The organism is Microbacterium sp. K24 (genome assembly GCF_004794465.1).
Classification (GTDB): Bacteria; Actinomycetota; Actinomycetes; order Actinomycetales; family Microbacteriaceae; genus Microbacterium.
The window spans coordinates 38,396-52,894 of sequence record NZ_SSDJ01000141.1; the positions used below are offsets into that span (position 1 = coordinate 38,396).

At 69.2% G+C, this 14,499-nt stretch carries 16 protein-coding genes; 5 read left to right on the forward strand and 11 right to left on the reverse strand.

Annotated features, from left to right (window positions below):
• Window positions 1-4 precede the first annotated feature (4 nt).
• The 5 genes from DW306_RS17060 to DW306_RS17080 all read right to left on the reverse strand — a co-directional run bounded on the left by DW306_RS17060 (window position 5) and on the right by DW306_RS17080 (window position 3,545).
• Window positions 5-436, reverse strand: coding sequence for a preprotein translocase subunit YajC (locus DW306_RS17060; protein ID WP_342670864.1), 432 nt, complete (start codon window positions 434-436; stop codon window positions 5-7).
• Between the two features lie 74 nt (window positions 437-510).
• Window positions 511-1,536: a Holliday junction branch migration DNA helicase RuvB gene (ruvB, locus tag DW306_RS17065; protein WP_136056786.1), complete on the reverse strand. Its 1,026-nt coding sequence runs from the start codon at window positions 1,534-1,536 to the stop codon at window positions 511-513.
• Window positions 1,529-2,149: a Holliday junction branch migration protein RuvA gene (ruvA, locus tag DW306_RS17070; protein ID WP_136056787.1), complete on the reverse strand. Its 621-nt coding sequence runs from the start codon at window positions 2,147-2,149 to the stop codon at window positions 1,529-1,531. Before ruvA ends, ruvB begins: the two co-directional genes overlap by 8 nt.
• A 9-nt stretch (window positions 2,150-2,158) precedes the next feature.
• Window positions 2,159-2,737, reverse strand: coding sequence for a crossover junction endodeoxyribonuclease RuvC (ruvC, locus tag DW306_RS17075; RefSeq protein ID WP_136056788.1), 579 nt, complete (start codon window positions 2,735-2,737; stop codon window positions 2,159-2,161).
• A 46-nt stretch (window positions 2,738-2,783) separates the two neighbouring features.
• The gene (locus DW306_RS17080; RefSeq protein WP_136056789.1) at window positions 2,784-3,545 is read right to left on the reverse strand and encodes a YebC/PmpR family DNA-binding transcriptional regulator; all 762 of its coding nucleotides are present in this window, start codon (window positions 3,543-3,545) and stop codon (window positions 2,784-2,786) included.
• A 142-nt stretch (window positions 3,546-3,687) separates the two neighbouring features.
• On the opposite strand from DW306_RS17080, the gene DW306_RS17085 reads away from it, so the two are divergent.
• Window positions 3,688-5,067, forward strand: coding sequence for an aminotransferase class V-fold PLP-dependent enzyme (locus tag DW306_RS17085; protein WP_136056790.1), 1,380 nt, complete (start codon window positions 3,688-3,690; stop codon window positions 5,065-5,067).
• Here DW306_RS17085 and pdxT read toward each other — a convergent pair.
• Together pdxT and pdxS are read right to left on the reverse strand one after the other, a co-directional pair.
• Complete coding sequence (gene pdxT / locus DW306_RS17090; protein WP_136056791.1) at window positions 5,064-5,672, reverse strand: pyridoxal 5'-phosphate synthase glutaminase subunit PdxT; 609 nt, start codon at window positions 5,670-5,672, stop codon at window positions 5,064-5,066. The two genes, DW306_RS17085 and pdxT, sit on opposite strands and share 4 nt — an antisense overlap.
• Window positions 5,662-6,555, reverse strand: a complete 894-nt coding sequence (gene pdxS / locus DW306_RS17095; RefSeq protein ID WP_136056792.1) for a pyridoxal 5'-phosphate synthase lyase subunit PdxS — start codon at window positions 6,553-6,555, stop codon at window positions 5,662-5,664. Before pdxS ends, pdxT begins: the two co-directional genes overlap by 11 nt.
• 85 nt (window positions 6,556-6,640) lie before the next feature.
• Here pdxS and DW306_RS17100 point away from each other — a divergent pair, with 85 nt between their 5' ends.
• The gene (locus DW306_RS17100; protein ID WP_136056793.1) at window positions 6,641-7,945 is read left to right on the forward strand and encodes an aminotransferase class I/II-fold pyridoxal phosphate-dependent enzyme; all 1,305 of its coding nucleotides are present in this window, start codon (window positions 6,641-6,643) and stop codon (window positions 7,943-7,945) included.
• Window positions 7,946-7,991: 46 nt separating this feature from the next.
• A complete protein-coding gene (gene pdxY / locus DW306_RS17105) occupies window positions 7,992-8,843 on the forward strand; it encodes a pyridoxal kinase PdxY (RefSeq protein WP_136056794.1) in 852 nt (283 codons plus the stop codon).
• On the opposite strand, the gene DW306_RS17110 is transcribed toward pdxY, so the two are convergent.
• From DW306_RS17110 to DW306_RS17125, 4 genes are all read right to left on the reverse strand, one after another.
• Entirely contained in the window at window positions 8,840-9,376 is a 537-nt protein-coding gene (locus tag DW306_RS17110) for an HIT domain-containing protein (protein ID WP_136056795.1), read from the reverse strand. The genes pdxY and DW306_RS17110 overlap by 4 nt on opposite strands.
• Window positions 9,373-11,301 carry a threonine--tRNA ligase gene (gene thrS, locus DW306_RS17115; RefSeq protein ID WP_240747250.1) on the reverse strand — a complete coding sequence of 643 codons (1,929 nt, stop codon included), beginning with the start codon at window positions 11,299-11,301 and terminating at the stop codon, window positions 9,373-9,375. Before thrS ends, DW306_RS17110 begins: the two co-directional genes overlap by 4 nt.
• 122 nt (window positions 11,302-11,423) lie before the next feature.
• Window positions 11,424-11,783 carry a YnfA family protein gene (locus DW306_RS17120; RefSeq protein WP_136056797.1) on the reverse strand — a complete coding sequence of 120 codons (360 nt, stop codon included), beginning with the start codon at window positions 11,781-11,783 and terminating at the stop codon, window positions 11,424-11,426.
• 31 nt (window positions 11,784-11,814) lie between these two features.
• On the reverse strand, window positions 11,815-12,582 hold the full coding sequence (locus DW306_RS17125) for a DUF2807 domain-containing protein (RefSeq protein WP_136056798.1): 768 nt from the start codon (window positions 12,580-12,582) through the stop codon (window positions 11,815-11,817).
• Window positions 12,583-12,701: 119 nt separating this feature from the next.
• Here DW306_RS17125 and DW306_RS17130 point away from each other — a divergent pair, with 119 nt between their 5' ends.
• On the forward strand, window positions 12,702-13,100 hold the full coding sequence (locus DW306_RS17130) for a hypothetical protein (RefSeq protein ID WP_136056799.1): 399 nt from the start codon (window positions 12,702-12,704) through the stop codon (window positions 13,098-13,100).
• Window positions 13,101-13,148: 48 nt separating this feature from the next.
• Window positions 13,149-14,498 carry a deoxyribodipyrimidine photo-lyase gene (locus DW306_RS17135; protein ID WP_136056800.1) on the forward strand — a complete coding sequence of 450 codons (1,350 nt, stop codon included), beginning with the start codon at window positions 13,149-13,151 and terminating at the stop codon, window positions 14,496-14,498.
• Window position 14,499 lies beyond the last annotated feature (1 nt).

Genomic DNA, 14,499 nt, shown 5'->3' on the forward strand with positions numbered 1-14,499 from the left:
GGTCTTACTTGTCGTCTGCGTCCCGCTCGAGGCGCGCGCGCGTCTCCTCGGTCGTCTCGATCGCCGGAGCGTCGGTCTTGTTCACCGCGATGTCGTCGACCGCGTCGACCGGCCCGTCGACGACGGGCTCCTGCACGAGGGCGTCCTCGACGACGACGTCCTTCGGCTCGACGATGCGGAGGATGGCCTGGCTGTGGACCTCGATGATCGTTCCGGGCGCGATCTCGACGAGGGCCGGCGAGTCGAGGTCCTCCGGGTCGTAGGCGACGATCGTCCCGTAGATGCCGCCCTGGAGCAGCACCTTGACGCCGGGAACGGTCTTCGTGGCCTTCTCCTCCTGCTCGGCCTTCATCGCCTTCGTGCGCTTGCGCGTGTTGAAGATCATGAAGACGAGGAGGACGGCGAGGAGGCCGAAGAGGATGAATTCCATGGGCATGGGGGAAGCGCCTTTCTCAGGTGCACGCACCAGCCTTTGGGCGCACAAGGATATCCGGGGGAAGTCTCCAGCGATTATAGGTCATCAAGGCGAAGCGTCCCGTCCGGGTGCGGCACCCCGAGGTGCGCGTACGCTTCCGGCATCGCGACGCGGCCCCGCGGAGTGCGGCCGAGGAAGCCGATCCGGACGAGGTACGGCTCGACGACGCTCTCGACGGTCTCGCCCTCCTCGCCGACAGCGACGGCGAGGGTGCTGAGCCCGACGGGTCCGCCGCGGAAGCGTCGGACCAACGCCTCCAGGACAGCGCGATCCAGCCGGTCGAGACCGATCGCGTCCACGTCGTAGAGCTCCAGGGCGGCCCGCACGTCGTGCATGGTGGCTGAGCCGTCGCCGTGGACCAGGGCATAGTCGCGTACGCGGCGGAGCAGACGGTTCGCGATCCGGGGGGTGCCCCGCGAGCGCCGGGCGATCTCGGCCAGCGAGTCGCGAGGGATGTCGACGCCGAGCACGACCGCGGAGCGCGCGATGACCTGCTCGAGCTCGTGCTCCTCGTAGAACTCGAGGTGGCCGGTGAACCCGAAGCGGTCGCGCAGCGGGTTGGGCAGCAGACCGGACCGCGTCGTCGCGCCCACCAGCGTGAAGGGGGCGAGTTCGAGGGGGATGCTCGTCGCGCCGGCGCCTTTGCCGACCATGATGTCGATGCGGTAGTCCTCCATCGCGAGGTACAGCATCTCCTCGGCGGACCGGGCCATGCGGTGGATCTCGTCGATGAAGAGGACCTCGCCGGGCACGAGGCTCGAGAGGAGAGCAGCCAGGTCGCCGGCATGCTGGATCGCCGGACCGCTGGAGAGCCGCAGCGGACGATCGCTCTCGTGCGCGACGATCATCGCCAGCGTGGTCTTGCCGAGCCCGGGCGGCCCCGCCAGCAGGATGTGATCGGCGGGGCGGCTCTGGATGCGGGCGGCTTCGAGCAGCAGCTGCAGCTGACCGCGGACCTTCTGCTGACCGACGAACTCGCTGAGACTGGCGGGGCGCAGGGCGCCCTCGATCGCGAGCTCGGTGTCGTCGACCGGCTCGGTGGCATCGCGGGCGTCAGACACGCGCCGGGCCTCCCTGTGCCGGCCCCAGGAGAGCGAGCGTGCGCCGCAGGAGCGACGAGACCGAGGTGCGTTCGGCTTCGGTCGCGTCGGCGGCCGTCTGCGCCGCGGCCTCCGTGGCGACCTTCTCCGACCACCCGAGACCCACGAGGGCGGCGGCGACCTGGGAGACGACGTCGTCGCCTGCCGACGCCGTTCCGCGCTTCGGCGCCGCGGTGGGGTGCACCTTGCCGGCGAGCTGGAGCACGATGAGCTTCGCGGTCTTCGGACCGATTCCGGAGACCCTCCGGAACGGCGCGTCCTCCTCCGCCGTGACGGCCTCGGCGATCTGATCCACGGTGAGGTGCGACAGCACGCCCAGCGCCGACTTCGGTCCGACGCCCGTGACGCTGATCAGGAGACCGAAGATCTCCAGCTCGTCGCGCTCGGCGAAACCGTACAGCGACAGCGAGTCCTCGCGGACGATCAGGCTGGTGTGCAGTCGGAGGCGCTCCCCCACGGTCGCCGTGTGCGCGACATCGGTCGGCACGGCGACGGAGAAACCGACTCCGCCCACGTCGATGACGACCTGATCGGGTGTCGTATGCAGGACGACACCGTGCAGAGAGGAGATCATCCGACCAGCCTAGGGCGTGGCTCGTAGATATGTTCGAGCGACACGCTCGGCGTCGGCCCAGGCCCGCTGGGCGGGAGTCAGAGCCCCTTGCGTGGCGACCGCACCGCCGCGGCGCCAGGCATGGCACAGGGCGATCGCGAGAGCGTCGGCCGCGTCGGCCGGCTGCGGCGGCGCATCCAGGCGCAGGATGCGGGCGATCATGGCCTGCACCTGCCGCTTGTCGGCGGAGCCGTATCCGGTGACGGCCGCCTTCACCTCGCTCGGCGTGTGCGTGGCGGCCGGCAGCCCGGATTCGGCGGCGATGAGGAGAGCGACGCCGCTCGCCTGCGCCGTGCCCATCACGGTGTGCGTGTTCTGCTGGGCGAAGACCCTCTCGACCGCGACGGCATCCGGCCTGTGTTCGGCGATCACCGCGCGGATCCCGGCGGCGACGACGGCAAGGCGGTCCCCGATCTCCGCATCAGGCGAGGAACGGATCACGCTCACATGCACCAGGGTGCCTCGGCGCGACCCGTCGACGTCGACGACGCCGACTCCGCACCGGGTGAGACCGGGGTCGATGCCGAGGACGCGCAGGGAGGAGCTCACTCCCCCAGGCTAAGCCGGACGATCGGCGACGAGCGTCAGGCTCGCCTCACTCGTCGTCGTTCTCGAGTTCGGCCTGGACCTCGGGCGTCAGGTCGAAGTTCGTGAACACGTTCTGCACGTCCTCGCTGTCTTCGAGGGCGTCGATGAGTCGGAAGATCTTGCGAGCGGTGTCGACGTCGATCTCGACCTTGAGATTCGGCACGAACTCCACATCGGCGGATTCGTAGTCGATCCCGGCCTCCTGCAGCGCGGTGCGCACCGCGACGAGGTCGGTGGCCTCGGTGATGACCTCGAAGCCCTCGGCGTGCGGCTCGATCTCCTCGGCGCCCGCCTCGAGCGCCGCCATCATGACGTCGTCCTCGGTCGTGCCCTCGGAGCCGACGACGATGACGCCCTTGCGGCTGAAGTTGTAGGCCACGCTGCCCGGGTCGGCGAGCGTGCCGCCGTTGCGGGTGAGAGCCGTGCGGACCTCGGCGGCAGCGCGGTTCTTGTTGTCGGTCAGACACTCGATCATCAGAGCCACACCGTTGGGTCCGTATCCCTCGTACATGATCGAGAGGTACTCGACGGCTTCGCCGCCGATGCCCGCACCGCGCTTCACCGCGCGGTCGATGTTGTCCTTGGGGACGGAGGTCTTCTTCGCCTTCTGCACCGCGTCGAACAGCGTCGGGTTGCCGGCCATGTCGGCGCCGCCGAGCTTGGCCGCGACCTCGATGTTCTTGATGAGCTTGGCCCACGACTTCGCCCGACGGGAGTCGATGATGGCCTTCTTGTGCTTCGTGGTCGCCCACTTGGAATGCCCGGACATAAGTCTCCGCTCGTCGTATCCGCCCGGGAGCTCGCACCCAGGGCGTCGTCCATTCTATCGAACCGGGCCCCCGCTCCGTGGCCGTCCGGTCTGCGGCTCCAGACCCCTGGTGCGGAGCAACGCACGGGTGTAGTCCTGACGCATGAACGCGAATGATCTCGACGACCGGGCGCGCGCACTCGAGGCCGCTCACCGCGCCGCCTCGACCTTCCTGGATTCGATAGACGATCGCCCGGTGTGGCCGCGTGCGTCGCTGGAGGACATGCTCTCCGTCTTCGGAGGCCCTCTCGCCGACGAGGGCGTGGATCCGGCGGACGTGATCGCCGCGATGGCCGAGCGCGCCGACCCCGGTCTCGTCGCGATCCCCGGCGGACGCTTCTTCGGCTTCGTGATCGGTGCCACGCACCCCGCAGCTCTCGCCGCGGACTGGCTCGTGTCCGCGTGGGACCAGAACTCCGGCTCATCCACCCTCACACCGGCGACCGTCGCCCTGGAGCGCATCGCCGGACAGTGGATGCTGGAGCTGTTCGGGCTTCCCTCCTCCGCCAGCGTCGGCTTCGTCACGGGAGGGCAGCTCGCGAACTTCACCTGTCTCGCCACCGCGCGCCACGCGGTCATGGCACGTAAGGGCTGGGACATCGCAGAGCAGGGGTTCCACGGTGCTCCCCCGTTGCGCTTCGCCGTCGGCGCAGACCGGCACGGCTCCATCGATCGCGCCGCCCGCTTCCTCGGGATCGGACGTGCGGAGCTGACCGTCGTCGAGTCCGACGATCAGGGGCGCATGCGGCCGGATGCGCTGGCCATGGCGCTCGCCGATGCCGACGGCCCGCTGATCGTCTGCCTGCAGGCCGGCGAGGTGCATACGGGCGCCTTCGACGACTTCCGTGCCCTGATCCCCATCGCGAAGGACCACGGAGCCTGGGTGCACGTCGACGGCGCGTTCGGCCTCTGGGCCGCGGCATCCGACACCCTGCGTCCTCTCACCACCGGGATGGAGCAGGCCGATTCCTGGGCGACGGATGCCCACAAGACGCTGAACGTGCCCTACGACTGCGGGATGGCGATCGTGCGCGACCCCGCCGACTCGATCGCGGCGTTCCGCACCGGCGGCGACTACCTGATCTACTCCGGGCTCGACCCGTGGGATGTGACGCCCGAGCTCTCGCGGCGGGCGCGCGGGGTGCCCGCTTGGGCGGCGATGCGCAGCCTCGGTCGCTCCGGCATCGCCGCGCTCATCGACCGTCTGCACGACAACGCCGTCGCCATGGCCACGGGACTCGCATCGATCGACCAGATCGAGATCCTCAACGACGTCGGCTACACCCAGGTCATGTTCCGGGCCGCATCCGATGCTGCGACCCGAGCACTCGGTCAGGCGATCCTCGTCGACGGCACGTCAGCGGTCACCGGCGCCGAATGGCGGGGCCGAGCAGCGCTCCGGTGCTCGATGTCGTCGTGGGCGACGACTCCGGATGACATCATCCGTACGGTCGAGGCGGTCCGGCGCCTGATGAGGGGCTAGGCGGCAGCGGCCTCGCGGCTGCGGACTCGATCGAGGAACCGGAGGTGGAACCGCTTCTCCCCCGTGATCTCCGGGTGGAAGCTCAGCCCGAGCAAGCCGCCCTGCTCGACCGCGACGACGCGTCCGTCCGGCAGCGCCGCGAGAACCGTCGCAGCGGGCCCGACCGATTCGACGACGGGGCCGCGGATGAAAGCGGCCTTGACGGGCTCGTCGCCGAGTTCGGGCACGACGAGTTCGGCCTCGAAGGACTCGACCTGACGGCCGAAGGCGTTGCGGCGCACGACCGCGTGAATGCCACCGAAGGACTCCTGTCCGTCGATCGCGTCGACCACCGAATCGGCCAGCATGATGAGGCCCGCGCAGGTACCGAGGACGGGCATCCCCGCGGCGATCGCGGCGCGGATCGGCTCCTGCATGCCGAAGATCCGGGACAGCTTGTCTATGACGCTCGACTCTCCCCCGGGGATGACCAGGCCGTCGACGGACGCGAGCTCCGCGGGGCGCCGCACGAGGGTGACGTCGGCGCCCAGCGCCGCGAGCAGGGCGGCGTGCTCGCGCACGTCGCCCTGCAGCGCGAGAACGCCGACTCGGGGGTTACCAGCCACGCTCGGCGAGACGGTGCGGAGCGGGGAGGTCCGACACGTTGATGCCGACCATCGCCTCGCCCAGGCCGCGCGAGGCCTCGGCCACGACCTTCGGGTCGTCGTAGAACGTCGTCGCCTTGACGATCGCCTTCGCGCGCTCGACGGGGTTGCCCGACTTGAAGATCCCCGAGCCCACGAAGACGCCGTCAGCACCGAGCTGCATCATCATCGCGGCATCGGCAGGGGTCGCGACGCCGCCGGCGACGAACAGCACGACGGGCAGCTTCCCGGTCTCGGCGATCTCGGCGACCAGCTCGTACGGTGCCTGCAGCTCCTTCGCCGCGACGAACAGCTCGTCCTTGGGCAGGGCCGTCAGCGCGGCGATCTCACCACGGATCTTGCGGATGTGCTTCATCGCCTCGGAGACGTCGCCGGTACCGGCCTCACCCTTCGAGCGGATCATCGCCGCACCCTCGTTGATTCGGCGGAGAGCCTCGCCGAGGTTCGTCGCACCGCAGACGAACGGCACCGTGAACCCGAACTTGTCGATGTGGTTCACATAGTCGGCGGGTGACAGCACCTCGGACTCGTCGATGTAGTCGACACCCAGTTCCTGCAGGATCTGCGCCTCGACGAAGTGGCCGATGCGCGCCTTCGCCATCACGGGGATGGAGACGGTGTCGATGATGCTGTCGATCATGTCGGGGTCGCTCATCCGCGAGACGCCGCCCTGGGCGCGGATGTCGGCCGGCACCCGCTCGAGCGCCATGACCGCGACGGCGCCGGCGTCCTCGGCGATCTTCGCCTGCTCGGCGGTGACGACGTCCATGATGACGCCGCCCTTGAGCATCTCGGCGAGGCCGCGCTTGACGCGCGAGGATCCGGTCGTGGGGAGGTCGGTCATGAAAGGGCTCCTGTCGAGTGAACCAAAGTCTTGATTGATCTAGGCCAAACATAGCACTGTCCGATACGACCTAGAATCGAGGAGCATGAGCGAAGAGATCACAGGAACCACGGCGTCCGACATCGCCGACAGCGTGCGCGGACTCCGCGACCGCGGCATCCTGCGTCCGGGCAGCCCGCTCCCCCCGGTCCGAGAGCTCGCGGCCCGTCTGGGCGTCAACCGGAACACCGCCGTAGCCGCCTATCGGCAGCTCGCGCAAGCAGGTCTGGTCGTCTCGCGGGGTCGCGCCGGCACCGTTCTCGCCGGTCACGAGACCGTCGCTCAGGAGGGCTACGCGCCCGACACCGTGCTGCGCGACGTCGGGACGGGCAACCCCGATCCGCGTCTCATCCCCGATCCGTCCCCTGCGCTGATGAACATCGCCAGCAGGCCCGTGCTCTACGGCGAACCCGTGATCGATCGCGATCTCGACGAGTGGGCACGCCGGTGGATCGCCGCCGACCTCGATGCGGATTTCCGCATCACCGTCACGAGCGGCGCCGTCGATGCGGTCGAGCGCCTCCTCGCGCAGGCCCTGACGCGAGATGACGCGGTCGCTCTGGAGGACCCGTGCTTCCTCGCCAGCATCCACACCGTGCGGCTCGGCGGCTACCGCGCCGTCGCCGTGCCCGTCGACGACCAGGGCATGACGGTGGACGGGCTCCGCGCGGCCCTCGACGCCGGCGTCCGCGCGGTCATCTGCACTCCGCGTGCGCAGAATCCGACGGGCGCGAGCCTCACCGCCGAGCGCGCCGCCGAGCTCCGCACCGTTCTCGCCGATCACCCTTACGTGCTCATCATCGAGGACGACCACTTCTCGATGCTCTCGCAGCGCCCCTACGAGTCGCTCATCGGGCCGGGCCATCGTCGATTCGCCCTGGTGCGCTCGGTGTCGAAGTTCCTCGGTCCCGACATGTGCCTCGCGATCGCCGCGACAGACGCGGAGACCGCCGACCGGCTGGCGATGCGGCTGAGCCCTGGCACGACCTGGGTGAGTCACCTGCTGCAGCGACTCGCGCTCACGCAGCTGACGGATGAGACCGTCACGGCCGAGGTCGCCGCGGCCGCCGCACACTACGCCGAGCGCAACGCCGCCTTCGCCGCGCGCCTGCGCGTGCACGGCATCGACGCACCGTCATCCGACGGGCTCAGTCTGTGGGTCGAGCTCCCGCAGCCTGCCCGCACGGTCACCGAGCGCCTGATGCGCCGCGGCTGGCTCGCTCGCACGGGTGACGAGTTCGCTCTCGACGACCGCGCCGAACCCTCGCATCACCTGCGACTCACCGTGCACGATCTCGACGATGCGGATGCCGCGACCCTCGTCGACGATCTCGTCGCCGCCGTCCGATGATCACCCGCTGCGGACACCCGTCCGCCCTGAATGAAAGGATCGGAGAATGAAGATCCTCTCCATCCAGTCCGCCGTCGCCTACGGCCACGTCGGAAACTCCGCCGCGGTGTTCCCGCTGCAGCGCATCGGCGTCGAGGTGCTGCCCGTGTACACGGTGAACTTCTCCAACCACACCGGCTACGGCGCGTGGCGAGGGCCGCTGATCGCGCCCGACGACGTCCGTGAGGTCATCACCGGCATCGAGGAGCGCGGCGTCTTCGGACAGGTGGATGCCGTGCTCAGCGGCTACCAGGGCGGCGAGGGCATCGGTGACGTCATCATCGACGCCGTCGCGCGTGTGAAGGCCGCGAATCCGGAGGCCGTCTACGCCTGCGATCCGGTGATGGGAAACGCGAAGTCCGGATGCTTCGTCGCGCCGGCCATCCCTGTGCTGCTGCGCGAGCGCGTGGTGCCGGTGGCCGACATCATCACGCCGAACCAGTTCGAGCTGGGCTTCCTCACCGAGACCGAGCCCGACACGCTCGAGTCGACCCTCGCCTCCGCCGACCTGGCGCGGGCGATGGGTCCTCGAACGATCCTCGTCACGAGCGTCGAGCGTCCTGACCGCGAGGAGGGCACGATCGAGATGCTCGTCGTCGACGACGCGGGTGCCTGGATCGTGCAGACCCCGCACCTGCCGATGAAGGCGAACGGCTCCGGCGATGTGACAGCCGCCCTGTTCACGGCCCACTACGTCGAGACCGGCAGCGCGCAGTCCGCGCTCGAGCGCACGGCGTCCAGCGTCTACGACCTGCTCAAGGCCACCCTCGAGTCGGGTGCGCGGGAGCTGCAGCTCGTCGAGGCGCAGGAGTTCTACGCCAACCCGCAGATGCAGTTCACCGCGCGCCAGGTGCGCTAGCGCTGAGGCCAGGCGTTCGCCACGGCCTCGCGCACCTCGCCGAGGAGCTGCGGCAGCGCCTTGGTCTTCGCGATGATCGGGAAGAAGTTCGCGTCCGACGTCCACCGCGGCACCACGTGCTGGTGCAGGTGGCCGTCGACGCCCGCTCCTGCGACGGCGCCCTGATTCATGCCGAGGTTGAAGCCGTCGCAGCGCGACACCTCGCGCAGCACACGCATGCCGACCTGCGTGAGCGCGCCGATCTCGGCGACCTCTTCCGGAGTCGCCTGGTCGTACGTCGCGATATGACGGTACGGACACACCAGCAGGTGGCCCGAGTTGTACGGGAAGAGGTTCAGCAGCACGTAGGCCGTCTCTCCCCGCGCCACGATCAGCCGCTCGGCATCCGGGTGCTTCGGCGCCTCGCAGAACGGGCACTCCTCGCGCAGCGGCTCCGGCCCCGCCTGGATGTACGCCATCCGGTGCGGGGTCCACAGCCGCTGGAACTCGTCGGGCACCCCCGCGAAGAGGCCGCCGTCTTCCGCAACGGTCACACGAGATCCCCGGCGGTGTGCACGAGCGCGTGCGAGTCGATGGCCGCGCGGATGCGAGCGACGGCATCCGCGATCGGGACGCCGTTCTCCTGCGTGCCGTCGCGGTAGCGGAACGAGACGGTGCCCGCGGCGCGGTCCTGCTCGCCGGCGATCAGCAGCAGCGGGACCTTGCCGGTCGTGTGCGTGCGGATCTTCTTCTGCATCCGGTCGTCGGACGTGTCGAGCTCGGCGCGCACGCCCGAGTCGCGCAGCGTGGTGATGATCTCGCCGAGATAGTCGGCGTAGTCCTCGGCGACGGGGATGCCGACGACCTGCACGGGCGACAGCCACACCGGGAAGTCGCCGGCGTAGTGCTCGAGCAGGATCGCGAAGAACCGCTCGATCGAGCCGAACAGCGCGCGGTGGATCATGATCGGGCGCTTCTTCTGCCCGTCCTTGTCCATGAACTCGAGGTCGAAGCGCTCGGGCAGGTTCGGGTCGACCTGGACGGTCGAGAGCTGCCAGGTGCGACCGATCGCGTCGCGCGTCTTCAGGTCGATCTTGGGCCCGTAGAACGCGGCCTCTCCCGGAACCTCGGTGAGCTTGAGGCCGGATGCCACGGCGACGCGGCGCAGGGCATCGGTCGACGACTCCCAGAACTCGTCCGATCCGATCCACTTCGACTTCTCGTCGTCCTTCATCGACAGTTCGAGCTCGAAGTCGGTCAGACCGAAGTCGCGCAGCATCGAGAGGATGAAGTCCAGGACCTTCGCGACCTCGTCCTCGAGCTGATCGGGCGTGACGAAGAGGTGAGAGTCATCCTGGGTGAAGCCGCGCACGCGGGTGAGACCGTGCAGCGCGCCGGAGAGCTCGTTGCGGTAGACCGTGCCGTTCTCGGCCAACCGCAGCGGCAGGTCGCGATAGCTGCGCGCACGCTCCTTGTAGATGAGGATGTGCATCGGGCAGTTCATGGGCTTCAGGTAGTAGTCCTGGCCCTGCTTGGTGATGTTGCCCTCGTCGTCGCGTTCCTCATCCATGACGATCGGAGGGAACATGCCCTCCTTGTACGTGACGAGGTGGTTCGAGGTGAGGAAGAGGTCCTCCTTCGAGATGTGCGGCGTGTACACGTAGGTGTAGCCGCCCTCGATGTGGCGCTTGCGGGCGTGCTGCTCCATCTCGCCGCGGATCATGCCGCCGCGCGGGTGCCAGACCGACAGGCCGGAGCCGATCTCCTCGGGGAAGGAGAAGAGGTCGAGCTCCTTGCCGAGGCGACGGTGATCGCGCTTGGCCGCCTCCTCGAGACGGTGCTGGTAGGCGCGCAGCTCGTCCTTCGTCGGCCATGCGGTGCCGTAGATGCGCTGCAGCTGCGGGTTCTTCTCGCTGCCGCGCCAGTAGGCCGCGGCGATGCGGGTCAGGTCCCAGCCGTTGCCGATCATGCGGGTGTTCGGCAGGTGCGGTCCGCGGCAGAGGTCCTTCCAGACGACCTCGCCGTCACGCGTGGTGTTGTCGTAGATCGTCAGCTCGCCCTCGCCGACCTCGACGGAGGCGCCCTCGGCGACCTCCTTGCCCGGACCCTTGAGTCCGATCAGCTCGAGCTTGAACGGCTCGTCGGCCAGTTCGGCGCGAGCCTCTTCATCCGTCACGACGCGGCGGACGAAGCGCTGTCCCTCACGGACGATGCGCTGCATCTCCTTCGTGATGGCCTTGATGTCCTCGGGGGTGAACGGGGTCTCCACGCCGAAGTCGTAGTAGAAGCCGTCGGTGATGGGCGGGCCGATGCCCAGGTTCGCCTGCGGGTTGATGCGCTGCACCGCCTGCGCGAGCACGTGGGCCGCCGAGTGGCGGAGGATGTTCAGCCCGTCCGCGCTGTCGATCGTGACCGGCTCGACCTCGTCGGCATCCGTCACGGTCGTGGCGAGATCCTTGAGGTCGCCGTTGACGCGCATGGCGACGACGTTTCGATCGGTGAACAGGGCGAAGCCATCGTGCGGCCGGGCGTTTTCAGGCACAGAAACTCTCCATCTGGGTCGGTACCCAGGTTACCGCTCCGCTCAGGCGGTCCGGACCGCTATGCGACGGCGTCGGATGCCGTGCTCGAGGCCGTCGGCGCGAGGATGATGATCGCCGCGCCGACGAGCGCGACGGCGGATCCGATCCAGTCCCACGCGGTCGGCTTGAACCCGTCGACGATGATGCCCCACGCCAGGGAACCGGCGATGAAGATGCCGCCGTACGACGCGAGGACCCTGCCGAAGTTCGCGTCGGGCTGCAGCGCGGCGATGAATCCGTACGCACCGAGCGCCATCACGCCGAGGACGGCGAAGAGCCACCCGCGGTCCTCCTTGACGGCCTGCCAGATGAGCCAGGCTCCCCCGATCTCCGCCGCGGCGGCGAGCACGAAAAGGATGGCGATGCGGAAGACGGTCACACCGTCAGTGTGGCAGGTGCGCTGTGCGCGTTCAGCGACGCATGACGTCGCCGGAACCAGACACGTCCTCCGTGACACGGGGGTGGCCGCCGTACTCGATGTCGCCGCTGCCGTCGATGGTCGCGTCGAGCGTGCCGTCCGCCGTCACGGCTGCGCCACCGGCTCCCGCGATGGCGACGACGGCATCCGTGCTGCGGAGGCCCGCCGCCTCGTACCCGCCGTCGCCGTGGATCTCGACGTGCTGGGCGTCCGCCGTGCCGTCGATCGCGACTCCCCCGGAGCCGTCGATGCGGACGCGGAGGTCGGCCACTGCGGCATCACGCACAGCGATCGCACCGGAGCCGTCGATCGTGAGGACGGCTTCAGCCGCACGGAGCCCGGTGGCCTCGACGTCGCCCGAACCGCGAACGGTGATCGTCGGTGCCGTCGCCCCGGAGAAGTCCGCGACAGCGTCGCCCGAGCCGAGCACCGTCATGGACTCGAGAGACGAGACCGTGAGCTCGTAACGGATCTCCCCGCTGCGCAGCATCCCGTCGCCGTCCATGCCGAGGCGCAGGACCCCGCCGTCGATGTCGGCCGTGAGGCGGTCGATGATCCGCTCGCCCGCGATCACCGTGAGGGAGGGCGTCGCCCCCAGCGTCACCGTGAGATCGCCGGACGTGTCGAGCTCCACCGCGGAGACATCGGTGATGACGCGGGCCTGGGTGACCGTGGGGCCCGGGTCGATGGACGCGCAGCCGGTCAGGGCCGAGGCGACGACGATGGCGAGGGCAGAGGCGAGGAGGAGACGTGAGCGCATGCCCTCACGGTAGGAAGCGGGTCTCCGGCTCCGACAGCTACCGAGGTATCGACATGCTCTCGCTCCCCGGTATGAGTGCCGTTCGGACGAAACGTCGACCCATCACGTAGCGTGAGGGCATGAGAGCAGTCGCCCGATGGATCCTCGCGATCGCGCTCGGCGCGATCGGAATCATGCACTTCCGGTCGACCAGGGGCTTCCGCGTCGTCGTTCCCGACTGGGCCGCGGAGGTGACCAAGCTCGACAAGAACGACATCGTCATCGCCTCGGGCGCGGCCGAGATCGCGTTGGCCACGGGGCTGCTCGCGCTCCCCCGCGAGCGTCACCGGATCGGATGGGCGACGGCCGCCTTCTTCGTCGCGGTTCTTCCCGGCAACATCCACCAGTGGCGCACGGGCCGCTCGACCCCGGGGCTCGACACGGATGCCCGCCGCCTCGGACGCCTCTTCCTGCAGCCGCTGCTCGTGCTGTGGGCGCTCTGGGCGACGGGCGAAGAGAAGGTTCGCCGGCGGCGCTGAGCTTCGCTGCGGCGCCCGAATGTCGGCGGCGTCCGCAAGAATGGAGCGATGGCTTCCCCATCGATCGTCTGGTTCCGCGACGACCTGCGGCTGGCGGACAACCCGGCCCTCCGCGCCGCCATCGACCGCGATGAACCGATCATCGCCCTGTTCGTTCTCGATGAGGAGTCCGACGGGATCCGTCCACTCGGCGGTGCCGCCCGGTGGTGGCTGCATCATTCGCTCGCCTCGCTCGCCGAACATCTCCACGACAAGGGGGCGACTCTCGTCCTGCGGCGGGGCGCTGCCGATGGCATCGTGCGACAGCTCGTGACGGATGCCGGTGCCGGAGCCGTGTTCTGGAACCGCCGCTACGGAGGGCCGGAGCGAGCGGTCGACGCGGGGATCAAGTCGGCCCTGCGGGAAGACGGCGTGACGGTGGCGTCGTTCGCCGGGTCGCTCCTCCACGAGCCGTGGACCGTGACGACGGGCAGCGGCACGCACTACTCGGTCTTCACACCGTTCTGGCGGGCCTGTCGGGCTCTTCCCGCTCCACGATCTCCCCTCCCCGAGCCCCGCGAGATCCCGGGCGTGCCGCGACCACCGGCATCCGACGCCCTCGAAGACTGGGAGCTGCTCCCCTCGAAGCCGGACTGGGCGGGAGGGCTGCGCGAGACCTGGGAACCGGGCGAGCCGGCCGCGCGCCGACGCCTGAAGGAGTTCCTCACGGACGACCTCCCCCACTACGACCGCACACGCGACGAGCCTTCCGCCGGCGCCACATCGCTGATGTCTCCTCGCCTGCGCTGGGGAGAGGTGAGCCCCTTCACGGTGTGGCACGAGTCGGTCGGCGTCGACGGGGCGGGCAGATTCCTGTCCGAGCTCGGCTGGCGCGAGTTCGCCTGGCACACGCTGTACCACTTCCCCGACCTGGCGACGAAGAACCTCCGGCAGGAGTTCGACTCCTTCCCCTGGCCGCCGCTCGATCCGCCGCAACTGGATGCCTGGCAGCACGGCGAGACCGGCATCCCCCTGGTGGATGCCGGGATGCGGGAGCTCTGGCACACCGGATACATGCACAACCGGGTACGGATGGTCACGGCATCGTTCCTCATCAAGAATCTGCTGATCGATTGGCGTCTCGGCGAGGAATGGTTCTGGGACACGCTCGTCGACGCCGACGAGGCCAACAACCCGTTCAACTGGCAGTGGGTCGCCGGATCGGGTGCCGATGCCGCGCCGTACTTCCGTGTGTTCAACCCGGAGCTGCAGGCGAAGAAGTTCGATCCGCAGAGCACGTACATCTCCCAGTGGGCGGCGGACGCGCCGAGCGAGCCGATCGTCGACCTCGGAGAGACCCGGAAGGCCGCGCTCGCCGCGTACGACCAGGTCAAGCGCGGAGGGCGCAGCGGGAAGTGAA